23 protein-coding genes are annotated in these 26386 nt (G+C 61.7%); 10 read left to right on the top strand and 13 right to left on the bottom strand.

What is annotated here, in order from left to right:
- Nucleotides 1-1956 (top strand): YncE family protein (locus tag VMH22_07510; GenBank protein HTW91542.1); only part of this gene is annotated, 1956 nt, incomplete at its 5' end.
- Here the strand turns inward: VMH22_07510 and VMH22_07505 are convergent.
- On the bottom strand, nt 1917-2360 hold the full coding sequence (locus tag VMH22_07505) for a hypothetical protein (protein HTW91541.1): 444 nt from the start codon (nt 2358-2360) through the stop codon (nt 1917-1919). The two genes, VMH22_07510 and VMH22_07505, sit on opposite strands and share 40 nt — an antisense overlap.
- On the opposite strand from VMH22_07505, the gene VMH22_07500 reads away from it, so the two are divergent.
- From VMH22_07500 to VMH22_07490, 3 genes are all read left to right on the top strand, one after another.
- Complete coding sequence (locus VMH22_07500) at nt 2359-4830, top strand: hypothetical protein (protein ID HTW91540.1); 2472 nt, start codon at nt 2359-2361, stop codon at nt 4828-4830. The genes VMH22_07505 and VMH22_07500 overlap by 2 nt on opposite strands.
- A gap of 147 nt (nt 4831-4977) precedes the next feature.
- On the top strand, nt 4978-6234 hold the full coding sequence (locus VMH22_07495) for a hypothetical protein (protein HTW91539.1): 1257 nt from the start codon (nt 4978-4980) through the stop codon (nt 6232-6234).
- A gap of 810 nt (nt 6235-7044) precedes the next feature.
- Entirely contained in the window at nt 7045-7413 is a 369-nt protein-coding gene (locus VMH22_07490) for a hypothetical protein (GenBank protein ID HTW91538.1), read from the top strand.
- 382 nt (nt 7414-7795) lie between these two features.
- Here the strand turns inward: VMH22_07490 and VMH22_07485 are convergent, their stop codons facing one another.
- The 4 genes from VMH22_07485 to VMH22_07470 form a co-directional block, all read right to left on the bottom strand.
- Nucleotides 7796-8299: a ferritin family protein gene (locus VMH22_07485; protein HTW91537.1), complete on the bottom strand. Its 504-nt coding sequence runs from the start codon at nt 8297-8299 to the stop codon at nt 7796-7798.
- A complete protein-coding gene (locus VMH22_07480) occupies nt 8296-8745 on the bottom strand; it encodes a ferritin family protein (protein HTW91536.1) in 450 nt (149 codons plus the stop codon). Before VMH22_07480 ends, VMH22_07485 begins: the two co-directional genes overlap by 4 nt.
- Nucleotides 8746-8932: 187 nt before the next feature.
- On the bottom strand, nt 8933-9271 hold the full coding sequence (locus VMH22_07475; protein HTW91535.1) for a TRL-like family protein: 339 nt from the start codon (nt 9269-9271) through the stop codon (nt 8933-8935).
- Between the two features lie 302 nt (nt 9272-9573).
- Nucleotides 9574-9996, bottom strand: a complete 423-nt coding sequence (locus tag VMH22_07470; protein ID HTW91534.1) for a hypothetical protein — start codon at nt 9994-9996, stop codon at nt 9574-9576.
- 231 nt (nt 9997-10227) lie between these two features.
- Here VMH22_07470 and VMH22_07465 point away from each other — a divergent pair, with 231 nt between their 5' ends.
- Entirely contained in the window at nt 10228-12150 is a 1923-nt protein-coding gene (locus VMH22_07465) for a GreA/GreB family elongation factor (protein ID HTW91533.1), read from the top strand.
- Between the two features lie 26 nt (nt 12151-12176).
- Entirely contained in the window at nt 12177-12899 is a 723-nt protein-coding gene (locus VMH22_07460; protein HTW91532.1) for an L-threonylcarbamoyladenylate synthase, read from the top strand.
- Between the two features lie 9 nt (nt 12900-12908).
- Here the strand turns inward: VMH22_07460 and VMH22_07455 are convergent, their stop codons facing one another.
- The 6 genes from VMH22_07455 to VMH22_07430 form a co-directional block, all read right to left on the bottom strand.
- Nucleotides 12909-14573, bottom strand: coding sequence for a capsule assembly Wzi family protein (locus VMH22_07455; protein HTW91531.1), 1665 nt, complete (start codon nt 14571-14573; stop codon nt 12909-12911).
- A gap of 2 nt (nt 14574-14575) precedes the next feature.
- Complete coding sequence (locus tag VMH22_07450) at nt 14576-15229, bottom strand: hypothetical protein (GenBank protein HTW91530.1); 654 nt, start codon at nt 15227-15229, stop codon at nt 14576-14578.
- A complete protein-coding gene (locus VMH22_07445; protein HTW91529.1) occupies nt 15229-16071 on the bottom strand; it encodes a hypothetical protein in 843 nt (280 codons plus the stop codon). Before VMH22_07445 ends, VMH22_07450 begins: the two co-directional genes overlap by 1 nt.
- Entirely contained in the window at nt 16068-16697 is a 630-nt protein-coding gene (locus tag VMH22_07440) for a hypothetical protein (GenBank protein HTW91528.1), read from the bottom strand. Before VMH22_07440 ends, VMH22_07445 begins: the two co-directional genes overlap by 4 nt.
- Before the next feature lie 9 nt (nt 16698-16706).
- On the bottom strand, nt 16707-17867 hold the full coding sequence (locus VMH22_07435; protein ID HTW91527.1) for a fibronectin type III domain-containing protein: 1161 nt from the start codon (nt 17865-17867) through the stop codon (nt 16707-16709).
- 61 nt (nt 17868-17928) lie between these two features.
- Entirely contained in the window at nt 17929-18222 is a 294-nt protein-coding gene (locus VMH22_07430) for a MazG nucleotide pyrophosphohydrolase domain-containing protein (protein ID HTW91526.1), read from the bottom strand.
- A gap of 145 nt (nt 18223-18367) precedes the next feature.
- Here VMH22_07430 and thiL point away from each other — a divergent pair, with 145 nt between their 5' ends.
- From thiL to VMH22_07410, 4 genes are all read left to right on the top strand, one after another.
- Nucleotides 18368-19435 (top strand): thiamine-phosphate kinase, encoded by a 1068-nt coding sequence (thiL, locus tag VMH22_07425; protein HTW91525.1) that lies wholly within the window; start codon nt 18368-18370, stop codon nt 19433-19435.
- A 216-nt stretch (nt 19436-19651) separates the two neighbouring features.
- On the top strand, nt 19652-20101 hold the full coding sequence (gene nrdR / locus VMH22_07420; GenBank protein ID HTW91524.1) for a transcriptional regulator NrdR: 450 nt from the start codon (nt 19652-19654) through the stop codon (nt 20099-20101).
- Between the two features lie 132 nt (nt 20102-20233).
- Entirely contained in the window at nt 20234-22696 is a 2463-nt protein-coding gene (gene nrdD / locus VMH22_07415) for an anaerobic ribonucleoside-triphosphate reductase (protein ID HTW91523.1), read from the top strand.
- 81 nt (nt 22697-22777) lie between these two features.
- Nucleotides 22778-23035 carry a DUF167 domain-containing protein gene (locus tag VMH22_07410; protein HTW91522.1) on the top strand — a complete coding sequence of 86 codons (258 nt, stop codon included), beginning with the start codon at nt 22778-22780 and terminating at the stop codon, nt 23033-23035.
- Here VMH22_07410 and VMH22_07405 read toward each other — a convergent pair whose 3' ends face one another.
- A complete protein-coding gene (locus VMH22_07405) occupies nt 23036-24520 on the bottom strand; it encodes an Rne/Rng family ribonuclease (protein ID HTW91521.1) in 1485 nt (494 codons plus the stop codon).
- A 108-nt stretch (nt 24521-24628) separates the two neighbouring features.
- On the bottom strand, nt 24629-26386 hold a 1758-nt coding region (locus VMH22_07400), incomplete at its 5' end, for a TIGR03936 family radical SAM-associated protein (protein ID HTW91520.1).

Here is a 26386-nt window from a genome sequence, read left to right as displayed (position 1 = left end):
ACCGTGATTGACGGCGCGACCGACAGCGTGCTCGCGACCTTGGCCGCAGGCAACGGACCTACGGCCCTCTGCTACAACTCGACCAATAACCGGGTCTACTGCGCGAACTACGGGTACTCGTCCTACGACTCGACCGTGACCGTCATTAACGGTGCGACCGACAGCGTGATCGCGACCGTGGTCGTAGGCAAGGCTCCCCAGGGCATCTGCTACAACCCGACCAATAACAAGGTCTACACCGCGAACTACGGGAGCAACACGGTGACCGTGATTGGCGGTGCGACCGACAGCGTCCTTGCGACCGTGGCCCTGAGCGGCACGCCGCTTGCCATCTGCTACAACGTCACCGACGACAAGGTCTACTGCTCGTGCAGCGGTTTCGTCAACGGCGCCGTGACTGTGATTAACGGCGCGACCAACGGGATCACCGCGAACGTCACCGTGTCCGGCCGCATGCCGTCAGCCCTCTGCTTCAACTCCGTTGACGACAAGGTCTACTGCGCGAACGCATTCAGCCGCAGCGTGACCGTGATCAGCGGCTCATCCAACAGCGTGGTCACGACCGTGAACGCGGGCAGCGGGCCCTGGGCCTTTGGCTACAACCCGACGAACGACAAGGTCTACTGCGCGAACGACACCACTTCCGACGTGACCGTGATTGCCGGCGCAGCCAACAACGTGCTCGCGACCGTGACCACCGGCGCCAACCCTCGCGCCCTCTGCTACGACCCGACCAATAACAAGGTCTACTGCGCCAGCTACAACAGCACCGGCGTGACCGTCATCAACGGCGCGACGAACGGCGTCATCAAGAACCTGACCGCAACGGGTCAGCCCATGGCCCTCTGCTATAATCCCACCGACAATAAGGTCTATTGCGCGGACAGCTCGGTCAACAAGGTGACGGTGATTAATTGCGCGACCGACAGCGTTGTCGCGACCGTGGCGGCGGACGCCCTGCCCTCGGTGCTGTGCTACAACCCGGCCGACGACAAGGTCTACTGCGGGAACTACTCGGGGAATGACGTGACCGTGATTAACGGCGCGACCAACGCCGTCATCACGACGGTGTCCGGCGATACCCAGGCGTGTGCTCTCTGTTACAACACGAACGATGACAAGGTCTACTGCGCGAGCTGGAACAAGAGCTACGTGAAGGTGATAGACGGCACAACGAACGGCGTCATCGCCACCGATGCCGTAGGCAGCGGTCCCCGCGCCATTTGCTACGACCAGACCAACGACCGGGTCTACAGCGGCAGCTTCTGGAGCAACTACGTGACCGTGATTGACGGCCTGACCGACCAGGTAATCACGACCGTGGGCGCGGGCAGTTACCCCGAGGCCCTATGCTGCAATCCGGCCAAGAACAAGGTCTACTGCGCGAACTACGTCAGCAACGACGTGACCATAATCAGCGGCACGACCAACCAGGTCATCGCGACCGTGGCCGCGGGCACCAAGCCTCAGGCTCTCTGCTACAACCCGCACGGCAACCGGGTCTACTGCGCGAACTCCGGCAGCGACAGCGTGACGGTGATTGACGGCGGGACGAATGCGGTGGTTACCACTATCCGGGTTGACCTCGGTCCTTCGGCCTTAGCCTGGAATCCAGCCCAGAACCGGATGTATGTAGCGAATAGCCAGTGGTCCTCCGTTTCGGTCATACGCGACAGTGGTCCACCTGGACCTGGAGTCGAGGAGCGTGGCAAGCCTCAAGCGTCAAGCCTCAAGCCCCAGGCTACCGTCGTCCGCGGCGTGCTGTTCCTCGCAGGTAGCCCAAGCGCAAGCGCAAGCTCAAGCTGCTTGCTGGACATCAGCGGGCGTAAGCTGATGGACCTTGAGTCAGGCGCGAATGACGTGCGGGCGCTGGCACCCGGGGTCTACTTCGTGCGTCAGGCGTCGAGCGTGAGGCATCAAGCGTCCAGCGTCAGCAAGGTCGTCGTGACCGAATAGGTCTCGCCTTGGGACACGGTCCGAGATCCCCGGCGGATTTCGGTCGTGTCACGTGCGGCTCTGCCCAACAACGGCGAACGCGCGAGATTGACTCCTGCTTGTCGCAAGGCTATGCTCACAACAACGACGCCGAGTGCGGCGGGGCAAAGGGAACCCGCCCACATGTCCTGCAGGCGCCAGTCTGCGTGGGTCACTTCTGCTTGGAGGCACAGAATGTCACCTGACTGTGTTCGACGTTCTTTGGCTCGAACCATTTCCTCACACATCCGGGCCGTGCGACCCGTGGCCGTGCTGTTGGCCACTTGCTGCTGCCTGTCGGCGGCCAGCGGATACTGATGCCGTGGAGTTGACATTCCCGAACGCCAGCTCGCCACGATGATGCCGCGGAGCTCAACAGCGTCCATGTTCTGCCTGCTTGCTGCGCTGGTCGGAGCAGCGGCCGCAGATTCGCTCCACTTCCGGCTTGTCGGCAAGTGGGGCGGTCAGCAACCCGAGGGTGTGGCAGTGCAAGGGGAGTACGCCTACACGGTCGGGACAGGCATCGATGCCGATGGTCTATTTGTAATCTCGGTGGCTAACCCCGCGAATCCGATTGAAGTTGGTCACTCGACTATTACGAACGCCGCACTCCTGGCCGTAGCCGTGAGCGGGAACTATGCCTATGTCGCTGAGGGAAACTCCGGCTTGATGGTCATCTCAGTCGCTGACCCGGCTAACCCGGTCGAGGTCAGTCGCTGCACCACGTGCGCGCCCCTCGCCGTAACCGTCAGCGGCGATCATGCCTACGCAACGAGCGACGTTGAGGGACTGAGGGTCATCTCAATAGCCGACCCGCTGCATCCGGTCGTGGTGGGGCGCTATGAGGAGTTCGGGCCTGGTCACGCGTGGTCGCACACTGAGGTGGTCGGCGACTATGCCTACATCACAGACGCCCGGTACGGCCTGCAAGTCATATCCGTGGCTGACCCGACCCATCCGGTCAAGGCGGGGGAGTACCTTTGCGGTACTGCCCTTAGCGCGGCGGTGAGCGGGAGCTATGCCTATGTCGGGTGCGACAGCAGCTTTCGGGTCGCATCCCTTGCCGACCCGGCGAATCCGGTCGAGGTCGGGCGCTTCGATTCGACAGCGCTGTTTCCACACGGAGTAGCTGTGACCCACGGCTATGCCTTTGTTGCAGCCGGATACGCCGGGTTGTGGGCCATACTGATTTCAGACCCGACGCGTCCGACTCTGGCCGGCTACTACCAAGGCGGTTCCAACGGAAACCCTCTTGCCGCCAGTGGAGACTACGTCTACTTCGGTTCGGACAGTCTGAGGATATTCCAGTTCTACCAGCTCGGCGACCTTGATATCGACAACGACTCGCTCGACGTTACGGCCGACACGCTGCGGCCGCGGAAATGGACTACCGTCCCCGGCGATTCATACCAGTGCGCGCGTGGAGAGTTCGTCCTCGCCAACACCAGCGCGTTCTATAACCCCGACTCCACTGACGGACCAAGCACGTCTCCGGTGGATTCTATCAGGCTTACCTGCTCGCTCACCGGCCCGGGTGGGACTATCGACAGCGTCCTCATTCCGAATCTGCCCACGTCGCTTGCGCAGGGCCAGCCCGTCGTTTGCACGTTGGCCGCGTACGTGCCTGTAGACTTCAAGCTTGGCGACTATATTGGCTCAATCTACATCAGCGGTGAGGACACGGCCAACCTGCAGGTCTATGAGAGCTGCTATGTCCGCGTGAGCAAGCTGGGCGACATCGACGTGGATAACGACTCGCTCGACGTGGTCGCCGATACGCTGCGACTTCCTTCCTCACACAGCGCCGGGCTGGTGCGGGGTATGTTTGTCCTTGCCAACACGAGCGCCTCCTACAACCCGGACACTGCCGACGGGCCGAGTCTGGCCCGGGTTGACTCACTGCGCTACGCCGCCTCGCTCGCCGGCCCGGGAGGAACGCTCGACAGCATCCTCATTAAAGGCTTCCCTGCCTATCTTGCACGAGGGCAGGCGGTGGTCTGCACTTTGGCTGTGCACATGCCGGAAAGCCTGGCTGTCGGTGACTACGCGGGATCGATAGTCATCACGGGCCTTGACTCGGTGCACTACCCGGTAGCCGAGACGGTGCAGGCGGTCGTGAAAAGGGTTGTGGGAGTCCTCGGTGACCTCGATGTAGACAAGGACTCGCTGGGCGTGGCGCATGACACCATGAACCTGCATACCCAGCCGGCCGGGCCGGTCTATCATCCCTACGCCAAGGCCGAGTTCATGCTGGCCAACACCAGCAGTGCGTACAACCCGGACACGACAGATGGGCCGAGCCGGTCACCGCTGAGAGAGGTCAAGGTCGAGATGAGGATGGGAACCGCCAAGGCCGCCAAGAGCGCCAAGGTGCACACACAGGCAGGAACGGCAGACAGCATCTATGTCCTAAATCTGCCGGAATCCCTCGCTGTCGGACAGGCCGTGAAGTGCACGCTGGCGCTGGTCATCCCGGTCGGTGAGGCGCTCGGCAGCCACTCGGGATGGATTGTAGTCAGCGCCCTGGACACGCTCGGCTATCAGGTGCGGGACAGCTTCTTCCTTGTAGTGCGTGGCCCGCAGCCGCGGCAGAACCTTGACTCGCTCCGGGTAGCGCCGATACCATTCAAGCCAAATCAGAACCCGGAGCACGACGCCATCCACTTCCAGGGCCTCAGTGCAGGCGCGAGAGTCATCGTCTACGACGCCTCAGGACAATCGGTCTGGAGCGCGACCGAGTCAGGTGACGGCCAGCTCAAATGGGACGCCAAGGTGGCCAGCGGCATCTACGTGTATCTGGTAGTCTCGGCTGACGGCAAGTCGAGCAAGGTTGGCAAGCTATCAGTCATACGATGAGGAAAGGCCTAATTCCTAAGTCCTAATGACTAATCAATCAGGAAATGCCCAAGGCCCAAGAGCCGGTTGGTCATTGGTGCATTCGGGCTTGATTAGGAATTGGGAATTCGTCATTAGCAATCCGGCTCATGGACATGAGGAGGTAACTTGAAAAGACCATCTGTACTCGCGTTCTTGGTTGCGCCCCTGCTGCTGGTCGGTACGGCTGGGGCCGCCGACTCGCTCAATGTCCGGCTCGTCGCACATTTGATCGCCCCGAACATTGTCTGGGGAGTAGCGGTCAGCGGCGATTACGCGTATCTCGCCTGCACTGGTGATACTGTCGAGCTTCGGGTCGTCTCGGTTGCCGACCCGGCTCATCCGATACAAGTTGGACAGTGGTTGCACAGTGAGCCCTCCGGTTCCGAGGGCAACGGCGTGGTCGTAGAAGGGAACTATGCTTTCCTCTCTGACATGGTGGATGGGCTGTTCGTTATCTCTGTCGCCGACCCTGCCCATCCGGCCGAGGTCGGGCACCTCGCGATGCCGGGCTACAGCAACGGCGTGGCGGTCAGCGGGAACTATGCCTACGTTGCGGATGACACTGACGGGTTACGGGTCGTCTCGATTGCCGACCCGGCGCATCCGGTCGAGGTCGGACACTGCGAAACGACCGGGGCTGCCTCGGGCGTGACGATAGTCGGAAACCTCGCCTATCTTGCGGACGCTGATTCCGGCCTGCGGGTCATTTCAGTCGCCGACCCGGCGCATCCGGTCGAGGTCGGGCGTTGCGAGAGCACGGGCACTGCCGTTGGCGTGGCCGTCAATGGCGAGTATGCCTACGTTCTGGATGACATGCAGCTCAATGGGTGGTTGTGGGTCGTCTCTGTGGCCGACTCTGCCCATCCGGCGTTAGTGGGCGGCGGCTGCATACTGAATGGCGTCCCTAATGAAGCTTGCGCCGTTGGCAACTACGTCTACACCGCTCTATCGCCTCTGGGACTAGAGGTCATTTCCGTCGCTGACCCGGCGCATCCGGTCGAAGCCGGCTACTACGCAGGTTTCTACGGCGGGGCTCCCGGCGTGACCGTCGCCGGCGGGTTCACCTACTTGGCGAATGGGGCTGACGGGTTGAAGGTATACCAGTTCTATGGTGACGGAATTGAAGAGAGTCCCGGGCCTCAAGCTTCAAGCCACAAGCCGTCGCCGACCATCGTGCGCGGGGTGCTGCAGCTAGGAGTAGACAGTAGGCCGAAGACGGGATACAGGGCGGAGCTGCTGAATACCACGGGTCGGAAGGTGCTGGACCTGCGGCCCGGCTCGAACTACGTGCGGGCGCTGGCACCCGGGGTCTACTTCGTGCGTCAGGCGTCGAGCGTGAGGCATCAAGCGTCCAGCGTCAGCAAGGTCGTCCTGACCGAATAGCATCAGGCTCGGGACACGATCCGAATCCGCTGAGGCGGATTGACCGGAGCGGTCCCTGTCGGACAGTGCGGTAATGTCCCTTCGAGGCTGCTCGCGAATGCGGGCAGCCTTGTGTTATGCCTGGATTGCGAGAGAACCCGAATCTGCAGTGGTCAGGCATCCCTGTGAAGCCCAGGTTTGCAGCGTCCGTGACGCGGTGAGTCAGGAGACGTCTTGTTCCCGGCGCGGCGCGCGACTGGCCATCGTGGTAGCACTCGGTCAAAGTGCGCCGATTGCGGCATGCATTGCCGGCCGTCTTGGTCAGCAACTTGCTCCAAGTCATTGTGCGCTAGCCACTTCCGGTAGTAGGGGAGACTTTGCGCAAGCACAATCGTTCCGCAAGATTCAAGAGATTACTCTTCAGCACTAGACCATCCGGTACACCAAGGGATACAATATGTCATCCGCCATTCGGTATTACTGGCGGTAGAAATCAGGATAGTATGGTCCATACGAGCGGACATAGGCTGGGGAGTATGTAGTATCACCATTGCTGTAGTACGCCTCTAGGACATACCTCCGGGTGGCTGGGGGCTAGGCCCGGGGCAGGAACCATCGGGCGTAAGTCAATACCTAGCACCTGGTCTATGAGCAATTCTAGCGGTCATCGTAGCTCCGCTAGTAGCTATCGTAGTATTGCCTCACTCTTCGACTTGCCATGTTGCTGATGGCCAGCTATTATCGATGGCAGTGACCGATGGTCGCTGATAGCCGCGCCGGGGCGAATTTGGGCACGGCTGCGGCCAGCAGGGATAGTGCGAAAGGAGTATCATGCCAGGTAGATTCCGCAGTAATGTCGACCGCCTTGCGGCGTATGAGATCAAGACCGACCCGGAGCGGGTGAAGAAGACCAACGAGGACATGCGCAAGCAGTCACTTGCGCGTCACGCGGACAAGCAGACCGCGCTCAGCGTGTTCGAGCTCAAGGCTAAGGAGGCGATTGACCCGACCGGTGTGCCTTCGCCTTTGTACGTGGCCTATCTCAATTACTGCCGCGAGATATGGAAGAAGTCGAACACCTATGGTGGCGCTGTGTTGAAGAACGAGACCGACGCCATCATCGCCAAGTGGAAGGCGCGCAAGCTGGACGAGGACATCCTCAAGCACCTGCGGTTCGTGCTGATAAACGTGACGGAGTAGGACGGCTTACAGCCATTGAGCTTCGCGCAAGAAATGGCGCGCTTCCACCCTCACCCTTCCCTCCCCCTCAAGGGGGAGGGAAGGGAAGGGAGGGGGCGGAGTGTTACATTGCTTATGCGGAAGTCAGTAGCGACCGACGGCTTGCGGCTGGAGGCACGGACGTGCTCCTGCCCTAGCTTTCTCGGGGAGAAGGGGAGAGGAAGCCGAGGCTGAGGCGAAGTCAGAGGCCGTAGGCGAGAAGTCGGAAGTCCGGACGCCGGACTTTCAACACTTGGTCACGAAGCATGGCGGACGTATCGGCGACGAACTCATGCGGACAGGTGAGGTCAGAGGCCGGAAGCCAGACGTGAGAAGTCGGAGGTTCCGGCTCTGGGGGCTGCCTTTATCTTTCTGATTCCAGGGTGAACTCGGGCAGGCCGAACCAGAATCCGTCCTGCCGGATGTTGTCGATTTCGGCCTGGATAAGGGCAAAGTGGGCCGCTTCCATCGCGGCGAGACGCGTGAAGGTGTCGCGGGTCGGGCCGGGCTCGGCCTGCCGGGCCTGTTCTTCGTAGAAGCTCTGAGCTGAACGTTCAAGGTCGAGAGCGGCTTCGAGCGCGGAGAGTTGATGCTGGCCTCTAGCACCCCTGATTTGCAGAGATTTATCCGATAGCTTCGGGACGAGGCGTTCGATGGCCGATGGCGCGACCGCGACCGGCGGCTCCTTTTCAATCTGCCAGGTTTCAAGCAGGCGCATGTGCTCGAATTCGTCGGTCGCAAGGCGGATGAACATCTGCTTGCCTGAAGGGTCACGGGTCTCCCAGGCGAGTCTTAGATATGCGCGCAGGCTCTGTTTCTCGGCCTCGGTTGCCGTTGCCAGCGCGGCAGAAGTCGCGGTCGGAGTCATACCTTGCCCGAGTGCTGGAATCCGGTCAGCCGGCGAATATGAGCCCGTTCCTCGCGAAGAAGCGCCTCAACCGCGGGCCGGTTGACGGCAGGCACCATGTCTGAGACCTCAAGGTAGAACAGGAGCGTTTCCTTCTCGAAAGCCAAAGCGGTGTTGACCGCCTGTTCCGCAGTCTGCGCGCTCCGAGCCGCGCTGAGTGCCTTGTCTTTGCCGAAGAAGTAGCGAGATTCGGTGGCGGCCCTGAGGTAGAGTGAGACCTCTTCCCAGTTGGCCGGCATTTCACTCGGCTCGACCTTGATTGTCTTGGCGATGTCCACGAACACGCTGATGTGTCTCTTCTCCTGTTCTGCCAGGAGGGAAAACAGTCCCCTCAGGTTCTCGTCCTTTGACTGCGCCACCATTGACCTGTAAAACAGCTCGCCGGCCTTCTCCGTATCTACTGCCATTTCCATTACTTCTGTTGCTGAGTACTTAGCGGGCACTTCTCCTCCTTAAGTCTTCGGGTTAACCTCTTGGACGGTTCCGTACAAGCCGCAGGTTCCATTCAGTCTGAAATCGTATTCCCTGCAGCGGCCCAGTCAAACAGAACGGAGCAGGGCCGAGCCCTGCTCCGTCCATAGTTAGTCGGGCGAACTACTCGCCGTAGACGATGATCTTGTAGGTCGAGATGATGCCCAGGATGCTTGTGACTTCCTGGTCGATGTGGTGGACCTTAGTGATACCGCCGCTTTCCATCGCTTCCTTGAGGCTCGCATCGCCGGTGGCGATGATGCCAAGGATTGATGTGAATGAGGCTTCGCCCTTCTTCGCCGCCGTGCTCGTGGACGGGCCCCAGTAGCTGACTTGGCTCAGCGGGGTCTTGGTGTCCTGGTACAGCGTGCCGCCGCCGCCCATGGCGATGATCGCGCCGCAGCCGGTCATCATGGTTACGCAGAGAGCGGCCAGAACCGTCGTCATTACCAGACGCTTCATGGTACGTACCTCCTGTGTATCGGTCGTTACTTGACTGCTGACCTCAAGTCCCTTGATGCATCATGGAACTTGAAGCACATCAGGAATTTAGCGATGCCCGTCGCGAAGTCAAGCATGTGTTATCCGTCAGTTCAAGGTCAGCGACACGGCGAGAGCCGGGGAAAGCAGGATCCGGCCCTGATGGGCCTTGCGTTTCCTCGCCGGGCTGTTCGGCTCGACTTCGCTCGTTCTTCCGAGCGGGCTGATGCTGCCGGGTCCGGGTCTTGCCTGGACCCGAAGGCTCAGCCGTTTCCTCGGCCGCTCTAGTGGCCGAAGTGGTAGAATATGCCGACGCCGATTGATGGCGGGCTGTAGCTGTGATACCCGGTCCGGTTCATGAAACCGAATGAGGAAGCCTCAAGTTCTGCCCTCACGGAGATTTGGTCGGTCAGCGGCTGGAACACCCCGCCGAATATCTCGGCGCCGCCGGTGGAATACCTGTCGTAGTCCACGAGCGGGTTGTAGGTCAGGAAGCCGAGGCCGACTCCGACATAAGGACGAGCCGGCATGTCGAGTATGTGAATCTGGTTGTCAAGCAGGTAGGTGCCGCGCAGCCCGATCAGCGACCCGTAGTAGAACCAGCTGAAGCTGGCCGACACCCCGAAGTTCTCACTCGTCCAGTACTCGACAGTCGGCACGAGGCCGTAGTTCAGGGCATTGGCGGACAGGCCCAGGGCCAGGTACACGAACGCGAATTACGAAGCTCGAAGCACGAATTCCGAATGAAGCTCGAATGAAGAAGACCGGCCAATTCGGACGTCTGGCTTTGCCGGCATTCAATCGCCATTGGCATCATCGGACAGTGAGGATTTCGGGTTTTGGACTTTCTCTTCCGGTCTTGGTGGCTCCAATGTCGGATTCAGGGTCTCGCCCCGTTCCTTGACTTGGTCTAGTCCCGTTCTATGCTACATGCGTACATGGAAGAGTTGATCAAGCGTTTCCGGACCCAGTTCTGGCAAAAGCAGTACGAAGACATGGAGGCGACCTGGATGGAGATGGTCGAGGCAGGCGTACCTCACGAGCAACTGCTGGAGCTTCTGAACCTGACCGACCGGCAGGTCCCGCGCGAGACGACGGCGCTGATGCTGCAGCTGACGGCCGATTCGCTGCGCGAGCATAAGCGGCACGCGGACGAACTCGTGATTCTGCGCCGGCAGGCGGCAGTGTCGGCTGACGACGCGACTCTGGCTCGCAACATCGCCGCCTGCGTGCAGCGCCTTTACTCGAAAGTGCCGGAGATTGAGCAATTGCTGCACAAGTCCGGACTCGGCTACGGGCAGTCTCTGAAGGAAGCGCTGCCCAGGCTCGACCGGTACCTTGCGTTCCTGCCCGGGACCCGAGTGCTGGACAGCGACCGCGGCCCGGGCCGCGTGAAGAAGCTGGACCTGCTGCTCGACAAGGTGACGGTCGATTTCGACCAGGGGGCCGAACTGGTGTGGGACCTTGGCGCCGCCCAGCGTGCGCTCAGGGTGTGCAAGCCGGACGGGTTCTACGCGTTGCTCGACCGCGACCGCACCAAGTTGCTTGAACTGGTCGGGTCCCGGTCCGGACAGGTGGTAGCGATGCTGCTCCGGGACGCGGGCAGGCCGATGTCGGTCCGCGACTTGCAGGACGGCCTGGCGCAGGTCGTGACCGGCGACGCGTGGGATGGGTTCTGGACGAAGGCGCGTCGCGAGTTGTCCAAGGACCCGCATATCGTCACCCGAACCGTGCCGTCGCGGACTTTCCAATGGGAGGACACACCGGCAAAGGTTCCGGTAAGCGAGCCGGCCAAGGCCGCCAGGCGGCTGAAGCGCGAGGTCGATGCCGGGGCACTGGCCGGGCTGGACCGCGCCGGCGTGCTGGATGCCTATTCGAATCTCGCGACTTTCCCCGAACGCAGGCGCTTCCTCGAGACCTTGCTTGAAACCCGCACCGATGACTGGCAGGAGCTGTTCGGCGCCGTCTTCTCGACCGGGAAGGACGGACGCGCCCGGGCGATCGTCGAGAAGGAGCTTTCCGCAAAGAACCCTCGGCAGTGGCGGGCGTTGCTGGAGAAGATCCTGACCGGGTACCGACAGGAACCGGACGCGTTTCTCTGGCTGGTCGAGCACCATGAGCGGCTGCGTGTCGGCGAGCCGAAGGAGATTGTCACGCGTATCCTCGACCTGCTCGAGTCAGCCGGGTACAAGCCGCATTGGGCCAAGTTCCGCGGCACCCTGGTCGATGCCGAATACCGGTTGGTGCAGTCGGCCGTTGCCCAGATGAGCGAGGCCGAGGCGGAGCGTCTGTTGGGCAGGGTCGGGCGGGCGCGGATTCTCGACGGCTATATCGCGCACGAAATCAACCAGCTGGTCGCCTCCAAGTTCCCGAGCCTCAGCCGGGAGAATGACGACAAGGTGGTCTACACGACCGCCCAGGGTCTGGAGAAGGCGAAGCACGAGTTGCGCCAGCTATCCGAGAAGGAGATACCGAAGGTCGCGGACGAGATTGCAAGGGCGCGGGCACACGGCGACCTGAGCGAGAATTACGAGTACAAGGCCGCGAAGGAGAAGCAGGGACGGCTGATGGTCAAGGCCAAGCGGCTGCGCGAGGAGATCGCCCGGGCAAGGACGGTGGGCAAGGCGGACGTAGATACATCGGAGATCTCGGTCGGCAGCCGCGTGCGGTTCGACAACGGCGCCGGAACAGTGACGGAGTACTCGATTCTCGGTCCGTGGGACGCCGACCCCGACCACGGCGTGATATCCTATCTTTCGCCCTTCGCCCAGATCCTGCTCGGCCGCAAGGTCGGCGACACCATCGAGATGGATGGCCAGCCGTTCCGGATCGCCGCAATCGAGCCCGGCCTGCCGTCCTGACATCGTCAGGAAAGAGAGAATTGAGAATGGTGAATGGTGAAAGCTCTGGTCGTTTTCACTATTCTGAATTCACTCTTCACCATTGCATCCTGAAGGCGGAACCGCCTTCATATTCACCTGAGTCAATCCAGCAGGCGGTGGGGATACTGCGCGCGGGCGGCGTGGCCGTCTTCCCGACGGAGACCGTCTATGGCATCGGCGCCGACATCAGAAACGCGTCAGCGATTGAGCGTGTCTTTTTCATCAAGGGCAGGGACTACTCGCAGCCGCTGATGGCGCACTGCGCTTCGCCCGTCCAGATGCTCGAGTACGTGGCCGAGGTCCCGAACTGGGCACAGCCCCTCATCAGCCGTTTCTGGCCCGGTCCGCTGGCGCTGATATTCCGAGCCACGGATAAGGTGCCGCCGGTCGCCATCAGTCAAGGCCGGACGATTGGTATCAGGATGGTTGGGCATCCGGTCGCGCGCGACCTGATCGAGGAACTCGGTGCGCCCATCGCCGGCACGAGTGCCAACCTGCATGGCGAGCCGGCGACGAGCCGGTTCGTTGACGTCAGCCCGGCAGTGCTCGGACAGGTGGACGTAGCACTGGACTCCGGGTCATGCGGCGAGGACGTCCCCTCCACGGTGCTGGACGTCACCTGCGAGCCGTCGCGAGTTGTCCGCGTCGGGGCAGTCTCAGTTCAAGCCATCGAGGCGGTTATCGGTCGGGTCCAAGTCAGTCCCCAACCCCCAGCCCCTAATCCCTAGCCCCTGTCCTCAGTACCGGTACTCGACCTTGAGGGCCAGGTCGACGCCGTCCTTCTTGAGGCCGATCGCGCCCTGGTAGTTCTGGCTGTGCCACAGCCCCACCGTTAGCGAGACAAACAGGTCACGGAGCGCCTGGACCTCGATCCCGGGGCTGAATCGAATGGTCTTGTCCACCTCTTCAGTCACTGTGTCTGCCAGCGTGTCCCATCCTCGGGTCGGAAACTCGTCGTGCTGGCGCAGGTAGAGTGTGTCTTGAGGATCCTTGTAGCTCTTCCGCAGGTAGTCGCCGCGGTTGTGGTAGCCGCGTCGGGTGTAGTCGCCCCCGATGAGAATCTTCAGCCAGCCGTTGGGCACGACATTGAAGGTGGCACAGAGCTGGTCCGCGTCCGGTCCGAGCGAATGGCCCAGCGGGGTCAGGTAGTTCTCGTACATGATGGAGTGAACGCGGTGGTAGTAGGTAAACGCAGTGATGCGGGTGTATTCGATCCGCGCCTCGACCGGCAGGTTGGGCGCCCAGTAGGCACCGGCCTGCGCTCCGTAGGCGTCAGGGGCGAGCTTCAGAGTGTTGAATTCGTAGTTGTCCAGGAAGAGCTGCCCGTAGACCTTGGTCCGCGGCAGGTAGGCCACGGCGTCGCAGCCCATCAGCAGGTTGGCCCAGTCGGCTGAGTTGGATTCGGACAGGTACACCGGTATCAGCGGGTTGATGAGCCCGCCAAGCTGGGTTGGCTGCAGGCTGTCCCACGAAGACACGACCATCATCGCGCCGCCGAGCGTCACATGGTTGAGCAGCGATACCTCCACACGCTGCGCCGAGAGGAAGCGAGGCGTGGTTCCCCACCGCGACAGGAAGGAGTTGAGACTCAGGAACTTGAAGTTCCGGTACGAGGCGCAGAGTTGGACGTGGTCGAGTGCGGGCGCGGTGTTGTTGAGCATGACCGAGCCGGTGTAGCCCGGACCCCACACGAAATCGTCCCGGCCCAGTTCGAGCCGGACCCACGGCAGCTTGATGGCCAGATAGGCGAGTTCCGCGTCGAAAGTGGCGATATTGCGCCACGGCAGCACGCGCTTGCCAGGAAGGTGCACGCCTGCCGAGTCATACGACAGGGATTCTCCAGGTATGTTCGGGTGATAGAAGGTCAGTTCACCGCGTTCATAGAAGCAGAACTTGTCTGAAGGGCGATTGTCCAGAACCACCGCACCCGACAGTCCTTGCCGGTCCCGGGTCGCAGCCAGGCGGGAAAAGAGGTTGCAGCGTGCCGTGTCACCCGGCGTGTCAGGAACCGGGATGTTGATTGACGAGCGCCTGGCGACTGATCTGTGGAGTTCCCATCCGAACTCGAACTCGAGACGCTTGAGGGCAGCTCGTTGTCCAGGCGCGAGCCGGACGGTCCGGCTTTTGCCAAGCGCCTCATCCACCAGTCTGGCACACTCCCCGCGGGTCCATGGTCTGCTGGTCGATGGCATCGTGCGTATGAGGCCCGACGTCTTGAGCAGGTCGATGTCGTCGTAGAGCCGTGAATCGCTGGGCAGGTTCTCGATGTTATCAGCCGGGCCGTTCAGTTGGATAGGGCCGCGGGACCCACCGTATTCCGAGTCAGGAATCACGCGACCTGACTGCTGTGTTGCCCAGGCAATCGCCACGGCTGCGACAAGGATCAGAAAGAGTCTCGACACGTCTAGTGAATCACACCCAGCCAGTCGCGCAGGACAAACTGGAAACGACCGATGAGTAGGGACATACGCGCCATCACCGTGTAGCCGAACGACGCGCCGAACCCGACCATCAGGTAGACGACGCCGACCTCGGAGGCGAGGCGCAGAGCGCCCTTGTGCTCGCGGGAGAAGAAGAAGTATAAGACGGTGCAGACGACTCCGATGAAGGTGATAAGTGCCCACGCGAAGACGTCCCAGCGGGCGAAGATGCCCGGGGTCAGGAATGTCCCCTGCATCTGCTTGATGATGTTTGTCTGGAAGAACGCCGGTATCGCGACGCCCGAGCCCCAGCCGAGGCCGAAGGCGATGGGGAAGCGAATGAGCCACGAGACGCGCGGGATGAAGCGGGCGAAGTAACAGAGGCCGAGCACGAGCGGGATCAAGAACAAAAGCTTGTTGCCGATAGAGACCTGTGAGAGCGGTTTCAGGAACAGCGGGGTGAAGAGGTCGGGATAGACCGACGTGTACCACGTGAGCGCAATCGAGTAGCCGACCGACACGCCCACGAAGAGATGCTCACAGAACTTGTAGACCGGGTTGTCGCGCCACAGGAAGGAGAAGATGCCGATGGTCAGTAGCGCGGCCAGCCAGGTCAGGATGCTGTGGGAAGGGTGCATTATGACCTCCTCTTGCGGGTCGCGAAGTAGGCGACATTGCCGATGACTACCAGGAGCAGGATGACGACGTGGGCCAGGGACTGTGAATCCATGGCCGCAACTGCGGGCATGTAAGCCTTGGAGTAGCCATTCTTCTGCACGAGCACTTCGTATTCGGCCGCGCCCTTCATGCCCGCGAGCAGTCCGGTGAGCTGACCGGACTGAAGGTACGGATAGGCGTCGGCTGCCGAAACCGCGGTGACGCCGGCCCCGACCCGCATGCCGTAGCGGGCCTGGGCGTAAAGGAGCCAGTCCTGGTAACCGGGAGTGCCGGCGGATATCGCGAATGCGATCGGGATGTCGCGCAGGCGCTGGACTTCCTGCATCATCGGCAGCGAATCGAGCTTGTGGCCGTAGTAATCGACCGGGTAGACACTCTTGATGTTCTCACCCATCCCGAGGATGACGGCGTCAACGCCGGTCTTCCAGCCGAGGTAGACGACGTCCTTGCCATAGACCTTGTTGTACTCCTTGGGGATGGTCTGTACCGCCTGGTCGGCCAGGCCCGAACCTGTCACCCAAAGGCCGCAGAGCAGCACCTTGAGGTCCTTGGCGAAGGCGTGGCGCATTACGGCGACGAGCATCGGGTAGAGCTCGGGCATCGACGCCGGGTCGAAGTCGACCGCTACGAGCACGGTCTTGCCCGCCGGCAGGGAGTCGATAGCGTCAAAGATCGCGCGCGCCCGCGGCCCGGACGTGACCCCGAGACCGAGCGGCTTCACCAGCGGCAGCATCACCAGCACGCCCATGACGATGTAGATGATCCTGCGGTCGATCTTGAGCAGTGACTGGAAGAACTTCATGACTTGCCTCCTCCCAGCCAGCCGCGCTCAATCCCGAGGATGATCTTGAGCGACGTGGCGATGCCGCCCAGCGCGACGCCGAAAAGAATGGCGCGCTTAGCCGCCATGTTGGGCACCGATAGTATCCACTCGGCGATGTCGGGCAGCTTGTGCCAGATGGTGTTGCCGATGGGCACCATGCCCAGCATGACGATGAAAGCCGCGATGAGGAGCAGTGCCGCCTCCCTGGTGCGGGCGCGGAATGCCCGGTACGCGGCGGATGCCATGTAGAACGCGAGGATGGCAAACATCGAGGCGTTGAGCGGCACCAGGATGCTCTGGAAGATGATGTCCTGGAAGACCGAGCCGGGCTTGATGCCCCAGCCGAGGCCGATAACCGTGGTCGCGGCCGCGGCCGTTAGCGTTACGATGGAGTAGAACCAGCCCTGGCGCTTGCGCTGGAGTCTGTCAATGTGGTACATGACGAGGCTGCCGGTGCCGAGGACGAGCGCGAAGGCGGAGATGATGCGGATCCACTTGGTCGTCAGGTCGTAGAACCCGACCGAGACGGGGTGCGGGACGAAGAACTGAATCATCATCACAATGCCCATGATGAGACAGATGGCAAGCGGAATGTTGCGTTTCATCTTCGCCTCCTAACTTACGCTGAAGAACCCGAGGATGCGGCTGAAGAGGGCCAGCGCCGGGGTCTTGGACAGCAGCAGCATCACCGAACCGATGACTACTACCGCTAGGATTATGAGCTTGCCGTAGTCCTGGGCCTTGAGCGAACCTAAGAGCAGGGGTTCACGCGACAGGTAGGCCGAGGCGGCGTAGAGCTCCTCGCCGATGAGGGTGTAATCGCAGGCGGTGATGAAGAACGGCAACTGGAATACCTGGTCGGTTCCGGCAATTTGGATTGCCCCGGTCTGCGCGCCGGTCTCGGCCAGAATCAGGGATTCGGCCCAGAACATGCCGAGGAAGAAGTTCGTCGCCGGCTTCTCACGGACCATCAGGCCGTCCACTGCCGCGGCATAAGCGAACTGCTGGTCGGTGACGAAGAAGACCGAGTCCTGCTTGAACGCGTCCGGACGCCCCGCCTTGGCGTAAGACTCCTTCACCATTTCGCGAGCTACGGTGTAGACAATCGGGTCACGGTTGGGCACGAGCAGGGCCGAGTCGTACTGGGCGACCTTCTTGGCCACCTCGCCGAGGATGTTGAGCGAGGCAATCGTGGCGATGTCGGAGACGCCACCCAGACCCGGCACATAGATAATCGGTCTGCCCATCTCGGTCGCGCGCCCGACCGCCTCTTCGACCGCGTCAAGGCCGGCGATGCGGCGGACAAACAGGTTCTTTCCCTTTCGGGCCGTCTCGATGAAGTAGATGACCAGCACGAAGAAGACGACCATCGCGATGAGGATGTTGATGCGATTGGTGTTGAAGAGCTGGGGCGAGCTGGCGACGGGCGGGGTCGGGTTCGACCAGACCGTGTCCGCTCCCGCGACCGCGGCGACGCGGTAGGTGTATGGAATTCGATCCTTGACCTCTTCGTCAACGTAGCCGGTCTCGCCGGGCTTGTTGGTCGCGATGACCTTGGCGCCGCCCGGTCCGGTTCGCTCGACCAGCCAGGCTTCGGGAGCCGCGCCCGCGCCCGCGCTCCAACTGAGGGTGATTGACTTGCCGGCGTCGTTGGGAGTGTCAGACGCCTTCACCCTGCCCGGCGGAGCAAGGTGCTGAACTGGAGGAGGCGCGGTTGTGTCCGCCGGCGGTGCGGTTAGGGGTGCTGCCAGCAGCAGGATGAGAAAGGGAATCATACGTTGGGAGCCTCCTTAGAGGAAATGACGAATGACAAATGCAAGATTCGGCACTGGATCACTAGACCACTACCTCTTGGCACCTGCACGGTGTGGCGTGGCATTTTGGACAGCCTCTTGAGTACTTGGCGCAGGCAGCCTCAAGATCGACGCCCTCGAGCGTTGCCAGGCTTGACAGCCAGGCGAAGACGTCGGCGAACTCCTCTTCGAGATTGGGGCGGTCGCCCTTGCGCATGGCGCGGGCGAGTTCGCCGGTCTCTTCGACCAGCCAGCGGAACGTGCCATCCCTGCCGCGCCGGCTGTCCTTGTCCAAGTAGATTTCACGGATGAGTCGCTGGAACTCAGTGATGGTCAACGCGTCAGTATGGCCAAAAAGGAGGGGGAGTCAAGGAAGCCAGAGTATGAGGCGACCAAACGAGGGAGAAAGGTCCATAAGCCCATCCCGCCGCAGCGTCCCGTTGACTTGGGCCGGGCGCGGCGTAAGCTGAGACAATACAAACATGCCCCATCACATACCATCAGAGGACGGGCTCATCCGCGTAATCCGACGGACTGCAGGGAGCCGTGGCAGAGTGCAAATCGGCATCGGCGATGATGCGGCTCTGTTGCGGGGCGGGGTCGTTGTGACGACCGATGCCTATGCTGATGGCGTCCACTTCGATCTTTCCTATATGACCTTGCGCCAGGTCGGCGAGCGTTGCGCATGCGGGGCGATTTCGGATGTCGTGGCGATGGCAGCGGAGCCGGAGGCGGTATTCGTCGCTCTCGCCTTGCCGCTCGCACGGCCGCGACGTTTGCCGCGCGGCCGACCGGCGGCGCAGCCGCCGAGCATGGAGGCACAGGTGCGTCAGTTGTACTCCGGTATCGATGGTGTCTGCCGAGCGATGGGGTGCGAGGTGGCAGGTGGCGATATCATAGTTGTAGACCGACTGCTTCTCGCGCTGACAGTGACCGGAAGGGCGCGAAGACCGAAGCTCAGATCAGGCGCAAGAGCGGGGGACGGGCTCTACGTCACCGGGCACTTGGGAAGCGCGGAGGCGGGCCGCATGGTTCTGGCGGACTGCGTCGAGAAACGCACCGAAGAGGCGCTAGTACCGACCGGCGCAAGGCGGCTGGCGAAGAGTGACTGGCGCCTGCCCCTCGTTGCCCGCCACCTGAGGCCGCTGCCGCGACTGGCGGCGATGCGAACGCTCAGGTCGTCCATCCACGGTCTGATCGACACTTCGGATGGCCTTGCGACCGACGCAAGACACATCTGCGAGATGAGCGGCATGAGGATCGTACTTGAGGCAAATACCCTGCCAATGCTGCCGGCCACGAAGAGATTCTGCGCTGGACGCGGGTTCGACCCTATCGATTTCGTGCTGGGAGCCGGAGAGGACTACGAACTGCTTTTCACGTGCCGGAGCGAAGTGCCGGACAGCGTCAGGGGTGTCAAAGTCACGCGGATTGGTACTATCCAGGCCGGCGACGGTTTGTGGATAACCCGGGATGGCAGGACTCTGCCTGTAACGGTCTCGGGATACGACCACATACGCGCTGGCAGACGTGGGAAAACCTGTTCGTAACATGTGGATAACGATGTGGATGAATGGCCGGTGATTGGGACTTGACACCAACTTTCTTGCTGGTGGGGCGAAGGCTGACGACAGAGGCGAGGGCTGGGCGCTATCAAGTTCGATTCTGCAAGTGACCAGATTGCAGTAACTTGCTGAATCATGGGTATTGTATTGGCAGATATTGACTACTAGCTATTGTGTGGTAGTATTCCGCGATTACACTATATGAAGTGTCCCTTTTGCGACGATGACGATGACCGAGTGCTTGATTCGCGGCCCTCGCGTGACGGTGCGGCCGTTCGCAGGAGGCGGGAATGCTCCAAATGCGGCAAGCGCTTCACGACCTACGAGTATGTGGAGAGAACGCCGCTGATGGTCATCAAACGCAACGGAAGTCGGGAGCCCTACGACCGTGGTAAGCTGTTGGCCGGCGTGGTGCTGGCCTGTCGTAAGCGCCCGATCGGCCGCGAGGACATGGATAAGCTGGTGGATGCGGTGGAGGCCAAACTGGGTGAGGACTACCGTCTCGAGGTGCCGTCTCACGAACTGGGCGAACTGGTGCTGGAGCGTCTTTCCGCCCTTGATCCGGTCGCCTACGTGCGCTTCGCGTCGGTCTATCGTCAGTTTGACAGCCCAGAGCATTTTGTCGAGGAATTGAAGAATCTCAAACGATGAAGCACGGACACGCGCAATCAGTCAGGTTCGGGGCAGGCGATGCTGTGGCAGGCGTTCTATCCTCCCGAGTACGGGGCTGCGTGTTTGCGTGCGGTGGCGGAGAGAGTTAGAGCAGAACCCAGAGGAGGAAGAGTGCCAGAAGTGGAAGTGAATGCAGGTCAGGTGCAGGAGGCGGTGAAGCAGGCGGAGCCGGTGGTTGCGTACTTCCGCCACGTCGAGAAGCGGTCCGGTGAGAAGGTCGAGTTCGACCTGAGCAAGATCAGGAGTGCTATCTTCCGGGCCGCGCATTCGGTCGGCGGCGAGGACCGGGACCTGGCCGAGGAGCTGTCGCACAAGGTCTGCACGTACCTGCGCGAGTTGCGCGGCGACCATGTGCCCAAGGTGGAAGAGATACAGGACGCAGTCGAGAAGGTGCTGATAGAGAACGGTCACGCGCGTACCGCGAAGTCGTTCATTCTCTACCGCGAGAAGCGCGCCCGGCAACGCCGCGGGACCAACCGTGAAGGCATCAAGAAGGCGCTGGCCGGCAAGAAGGAAGCGACTGACCTCGCCCTGTTTGTGCAGACGACGGGCGAGACAATCGCGGGCTGGGACCGGAACCGGATTTCGCGGGCGCTGGTCCGAGAAACGAATCTCGATGCGGCCGAGGCCGACAAGATCGCACTCGAGGTCGAGGGAATCGTCATCAATTCCGGTGTCAAAGAGGTGACATCGGCGTTGATTCGTGAGCTTGTGAACTCGAAGTTGGTCGAGCGCGGCCGGATCGAGCACTACAAGCGCCACGCGCGGCTGGGCGTACCGGCGTACGATGTCGAGCGGATGATGCTGTTCAAGAACCGCGAGAACGCCAACGTGCCGCACAACCCCGAGGCGACGAACATGACCATCGCCGAGTGGACGCTCAAGCAGTTCGCGCTATCAATGGTCTTTGACCAAGACGTGGCCGACGCGCACACCCGCGGCGACATCCACCTCCATGACCTTGGGTTCGTGAACCGGCCCTACTGCTCCGGCCAGTCGCTCGAGTACGTGAAGAAATTCGGGCTGTCGCTGCCCAACGCGCTGTCGATGGCGCACCCGGCCAAGCACCCGGAGACCCTGCTCGCGCACATGGTGAAGTTCTCGGCCGCGCTGCAGGGCCACTTCGCGGGCGCGATCGGCTGGGACGCCGTCAACCTGTTCTTCGCGCCGTTTACCGAGGGGATGAACGACCACGACCTGCACCAGCTCGCCCAGATGCTGATATTCGAATACTCGCAGCAGAACGTGGCGCGCGGCGGACAGGCCATCTTCTCGGATATCAACCTGTACTGGGAAGTGCCGGCGCACTTCGAGAACGTCGAGGCCATCGGCCCGGGCGGCGAGTACACCGGCCGGAAGTACGGCAGCTACATGAAGGAGGCGCAGCGGTTCGTCTGGGCGATATTCGACGTGTACAAGGACGGCGACGCCAAGGGTCGGCCGTTCTTCTTCCCGAAGCCGCTTGTGCACATGACCGACCGGTTCTTCAACACCCCGGGTTGGCAGGACTATCTGTGGCACATATCAGATGTGGCCGCGGAGAAGGGGAACACCTATTTCGTCTTCGACCGGGGCAACACCGCGAAGATCAGCGAGTGCTGCCGCCTGTCGTTCAAGCTCGAGAAGTCGGACATATGCGACGCGCAGACCCCGTGGAAGATGCGCTACTGCGCTCTGCAGAACGTCACGTTGAACCTGCCGCGCGCGGCGTACGTCGCGAACCACAACGACCAGAAGCTGTTCGAGCGTCTGCGCCGCGACCTCGAACTCGCGGTCAAGGCGCACGTCCAGAAGAAGGCGTTCATTGAGAAGCTGCTCGCGCTCAAGGACGACGGGCCGCTTGCGCTGCTGACTATGAAGCAGGACGGCGAGGAATACCTGCGGATGAAGCGGGTGACCTACCTCGTCGGCATACTGGGCCTGAACGAACTCGTCCAGTACCATCTCGGCCGCGAGCTGCACGAAGACGACGCCGCATTCCGGTTCGGGCTCAAGGTGATGGCTTTCCTGAACCTCGAGTGCCGCCGCCTCTCGGCTGAGCACAAGATGCGGTTCGTGCTCGAACAGACGCCGGCCGAATCAACCGCGTACCGGATGGCCCGGCTTGACCTTGGCCACTACCGGGACAGTGCCCTGCAGACCGTCAAAGGCAACATCGAGGAAGACTCGGCCTACTACACCAACTCGACCTACTTGAACGTCGGCCACCCGATTGACCCAATCGACCGGGTATACCGCGAGGGCAAGTTCCACGACATGATTGAGGCCGGCGCCCTGACCCACGTCTGGCTGGCTGACGCACGGCCGCCCAAAGAGGCGATTGCCAACTTCGTGCTCAAGACCTATCACCACACGCGCAACGCCCAGGTCGCGTTCTCGCCCGAGTTTACGAGCTGCAAGAACTGCAAGCGGACCAGCCGCGGCTTGAACGACGTTTGCCCGTTCTGCGGCAAGACCGACGTCGACTTCATCACCCGTGTGACCGGCTACTTCTCGCGGGTTTCGAGCTGGAACGCAGGCAAGCGGGCCGAGCTGCTCGACCGGTACAAGGACGGGTTCAAGCCCGTAGGATAGGGATCGAGCAAGAAAGGGATCAAGGGATCGAGTGAAGAACAGAACCGGCTCTATCCCTTTGTCCCTCTATCCCTTCTTCCCTTGAAGCTTCGGGTTCGCGTCAAACCGGGCGCGCACGTTGAGAGAGTGAGCAGGGAGCCGGACGGCTCCCTGCTCGTTTCAGTGACGGCCCGGGCTCAGGAACGCAAGGCCAACGAAGCGGTCGTGAAGGCCGTAGCGAAGGCTCTGCGTGTGCCGAAGTCGAGCGTGCGGATCGTCAGCGGGCTTTCGAGTCGAACCAAAATGCTGGAAGTCCCGGGCTCGGAGAGCTCGGGACTTCCTTATCTTATCGGCTGGTAGCTACAGCGCTTCGGTCAGCAGTTTGAAGTCGGTCGGCTGGAGCTGGTAGTCGATCTTCACGTCAATCGCGAGCTCGTAGCGCTTGGCGAACTCACTCAGCCGGTCGTACCAGTCCGTGGTCAGGAAATCGTGGAGCGCCGGGGCAGCAACAATCCTGAGCTTACGACCGCGCAGCTTGGGCAGCTTGGAGACAATCGCCCGCTCAATCTTCATGGCAATCTCGGAACGCGAACGGACCCGGCCCGAGCCCTTACAGGTCGGGCAGGTTTCCTGCATGGAGTACATCATGCCCGGCCGGGTGCGCTCGCGCGTCATTTCCAGCAGGCCGAACTGGCTCATTCGCGAGAAGTCAGCTTTGGCCCGGTCGTTGGATAGCTGGAGCTTCAGCTCGGCAATTACCTTTTCGGTGTTCCTGGAGTCCTCCATGTCGATGAAATCGAGGACCAGGAGGCCGGCAAGGTCACGCAGTCTTATCTGGCGGGCGATTTCAGCCGCGGCTTCGAGGTTCGTGGCGAGTATCAGCTTCTCCGGGTCCTCTTCCTTGGCTGACCGTCCCGTGTTCACGTCGATTGCCACCATCGCCTCGGTCTGGTCGACGGTGATGAACCCGCCTGACTTGAGCCAGATGCGCTTCTGGAAGATGCGTTCGAGTTCGGCTTCCACCCCGGTCTGCTCGAGCAGCGGCACTTCGCCGCTGTAGAGCTCCACCTTCCGTTTCAGGTGCGGGGCCACGCGGCCCATGTAGTCCAGGATTTCCCGATAGCGGTCCTCGGAGTCGACGATCATCTTCTCGACGTTGGGACCCATGAGGTCGCGCACGAGCTTGACACCGATTTGCGGCTCTTCGTAGAGGAGGGAGGGAGACCGGGCAGTCTCGGCCTTGCGGCAGACTTCGTTCCAGGTGGCCTCAAGCGCCCGGAATTCACCGGCCAGTTCTTCGTTGTTCGCCTCCAGGGCCGCCGTTCGCAGGATGAGCCCGGCGTGCGGCGACTTGAACCGGCGCGCCGCTTCGCGCAGTCGGCTGCGCTCCCGGCGCTCGCCGATGCGGCGCGAGATGCCGACGCGCTGGGCGTTGGGGAAATAGACCAGGTTACGTCCGGGAATTGATACGAACGAAGTCAGGCGCGCGCCCTTTTCGGCAAATGCGTCCTTGACGATCTGCACCAGAATTTCTTCGTTCTCACGCAGCGTGATGGTCCGGGGTTCCGGCTTGGCCCCACCCGGGGCGCCCTCTTCATCACCGAGTTCGTCGAATTCGGGTATTTCAACCAGCGGCAGGAAGCCGTTCTTCCTCAGCCCGATGTTGACGAACGCGCCGCGCAGACCTTTGACGACATTCTCCACGCGGCCTTTGTAAATGCGCCCGACCAGAGCCTGGCTTTCCGCTCGTTCGATGTAAAACTCGACCAACTGGTCGTTCTCAATGATGGCGACCCGCGTCTCCCACTCATTGCCGGTCAGGACAATCTTCGTCTTAACCTTCATCAATCAATCCTCCGTGCACGGACAGGGGTCAAGGAGTTGAGGATTCTAGGATTCGAGTGTCCGGACACTGGAATCCTAGACCCCTGGAATCCTAGAATCCTGCCCTCGCTAATCTTCCATTGGTGTCCGGATGCGGCCATTCTGCGCAACCAGACAGTCCCGGCGCCGTATCATGAGGCACCGGGCTTCAGTGTCACTTATCTTGAATATCCCGGCCAGGGCGTCGAAGAGCTTGATGCCGGCTTCAATCCCGAGGTCAAGGACGATCGAGCCGGGGGCCAGGGGTCGGGGATTAGGGGCTTGGGTCCGGAATTCGTACCCTAGTCCCTGGTCCCTAGTCCCTAGTCCCTCATGTCCTGCGCCCGGCAGCATGTCTCTGACTCCGGTCAGGCCTTTTGCGCGTTCGACCAAAGCGGCAAAGTCGCCGTCGAACGCCTTGGGCAAAGTTACGTCGTAGCGGGCCAGATTGATGATCCGGCCCAGCGAAGGGTTTTCCCGGGCAATCGGCTTGGCCGCGGCGATGCGCAGGCCTTTGGGCAGGAACGTGCCCAGGTCACGCACGATGTTACCGGTGTAGTGGTAGGCGGTGTACACGTCGAGGTATTCACCGCTCGATATCAGTCCGACCGGCAGCGGCGGGCCGAAAGACAGCATCGGCTTCGGTGCGAATCCCTTGGTGTAGGCAATCGGCAGTTCGCTCCTTCGCAGCGAGCGATAGAATGCGCGGACCCGGTCCAGGTGCGCCGCGAATTGATACGGTTCCTCGACGGCGTACTTGATGCGGAAGCGGGTGCGGAGTTCCTGGAAGCTCTGCACCGGCCTCGGCCTTCGCCCGTAGTCCGGCTCGGCCTTCTCCGTCGGGATCGGGACACGATCCGTAACTCCAGGAGAGTTTCGGTCATGTCCCTCGCACGCCCCGCAGTTGGTGCACGCCCCCGCCGCGCAGTCCGGCGTCATCTCGCCCGCCTTTGCCTTCTCGTACTCGCGGGCGAGGAATTCCCGGCTGACTCCGACGTTGATGAATTCCCAGGGCAGTTGCTCATCGGTCCGGCGTTCCCGGTGATAGTCCCTGGGGTCGATACCCAGCGCCTTCGCGCTTTCGACCCACAGCGAGAACTTGAAGAACTCGGTCCATTCCTGGAACACGCCACCCTCGCGGTAGACCTTCTCGATAACCGGGCCCAGCTTCTCGTCCCCGCGCGCGAGCAGCGCTTCGACGTACGAACACTCCGGGTTCGCCCACTTCGCCTTCACGTTCCGGCGTGTAATAGCGTCTCGGACCCGGTTAATCTTGGCCTGGGTCTCGGCCACGTCCGCGAACGGCGCCCACTGCAGCGGCGTATGCGGCTTGGGCACGAACGGGCTCAGGTTGAACCGCACCGGCCGTCCCTTGCAGAGTCGGCCGATCTCCATGACGAACCGGCCGATGCCATCCACGTCGGCGTCGGTCTCGCCCGGCAGCCCGACCATGAAATAGAGCTTCACGCCGTTCCAGCCGGCATCGAGCGCGTTGCGGACCGATTCGAGGATGCGCAGCTCCGAGATGTTCTTGTTCACGAACCCGCGCAGCTTCTCGGACGCGGTCTCCGGCGCGAACGTCAGACCGGCCTTCTTCACCTCCTGCAGGCTCAGGGCAAGCTCGCTCGAAAAGTCCTCGCCGCGGGTCGACGGGAGTGAAATCGAGACCCGGCGTTCCTTCAGGCGCGAATTGAGCTTCGTCACCAGTCCGGGTAGGTCAGGGTAGTCGAGGGCGGAGAGCGAGAGCAGCGAAACTTCCTCCCAGCCCGAGGCCCGGATACCGCGCTCGGCCAGTCGCACAACGGACTCCTGCGAACGGAGTCGGACCGGCCGGTTCATCATCCCGGC

The organism is bacterium, assembly GCA_035505375.1.
GTDB lineage: Bacteria > Hydrothermota > Tepidihabitantia > Tepidihabitantales > Tepidihabitantaceae > UBA2258.
The sequence above is the reverse complement of the archived record's forward strand: the minus strand, read 5'-3'. Positions and strand labels throughout refer to the sequence as shown.

Excerpts from the sequence above, each read along its gene's own strand:
- VMH22_07485 (HTW91537.1), bottom strand. The coding sequence starts at position 8,299 with ATGACTCCGACCGCGACTTCTGCCGCGCTGGCAACGGCAACCGAGGCC.
- VMH22_07450 (HTW91530.1), bottom strand. The coding sequence starts at position 15,229 with ATGCACCCTTCCCACAGCATCCTGACCTGGCTGGCCGCGCTACTGACC.
- VMH22_07405 (HTW91521.1), bottom strand. The coding sequence starts at position 24,520 with ATGAAGGTTAAGACGAAGATTGTCCTGACCGGCAATGAGTGGGAGACG.
- VMH22_07445 (HTW91529.1), bottom strand. The coding sequence starts at position 16,071 with ATGAAGTTCTTCCAGTCACTGCTCAAGATCGACCGCAGGATCATCTAC.
- VMH22_07435 (HTW91527.1), bottom strand. The coding sequence starts at position 17,867 with ATGATTCCCTTTCTCATCCTGCTGCTGGCAGCACCCCTAACCGCACCG.
- VMH22_07440 (HTW91528.1), bottom strand. The coding sequence starts at position 16,697 with ATGAAACGCAACATTCCGCTTGCCATCTGTCTCATCATGGGCATTGTG.
- VMH22_07500 (HTW91540.1), top strand. The coding sequence starts at position 2,359 with ATGTTCTGCCTGCTTGCTGCGCTGGTCGGAGCAGCGGCCGCAGATTCG.
- VMH22_07465 (HTW91533.1), top strand. The coding sequence starts at position 10,228 with ATGGAAGAGTTGATCAAGCGTTTCCGGACCCAGTTCTGGCAAAAGCAG.
- nrdR (HTW91524.1), top strand. The coding sequence starts at position 19,652 with ATGAAGTGTCCCTTTTGCGACGATGACGATGACCGAGTGCTTGATTCG.
- VMH22_07505 (HTW91541.1), bottom strand. The coding sequence starts at position 2,360 with ATGGACGCTGTTGAGCTCCGCGGCATCATCGTGGCGAGCTGGCGTTCG.
- VMH22_07480 (HTW91536.1), bottom strand. The coding sequence starts at position 8,745 with ATGGCAGTAGATACGGAGAAGGCCGGCGAGCTGTTTTACAGGTCAATG.
- VMH22_07475 (HTW91535.1), bottom strand. The coding sequence starts at position 9,271 with ATGAAGCGTCTGGTAATGACGACGGTTCTGGCCGCTCTCTGCGTAACC.
- thiL (HTW91525.1), top strand. The coding sequence starts at position 18,368 with ATGCCCCATCACATACCATCAGAGGACGGGCTCATCCGCGTAATCCGA.
- VMH22_07460 (HTW91532.1), top strand. The coding sequence starts at position 12,177 with ATGGTGAATGGTGAAAGCTCTGGTCGTTTTCACTATTCTGAATTCACT.
- VMH22_07490 (HTW91538.1), top strand. The coding sequence starts at position 7,045 with ATGCCAGGTAGATTCCGCAGTAATGTCGACCGCCTTGCGGCGTATGAG.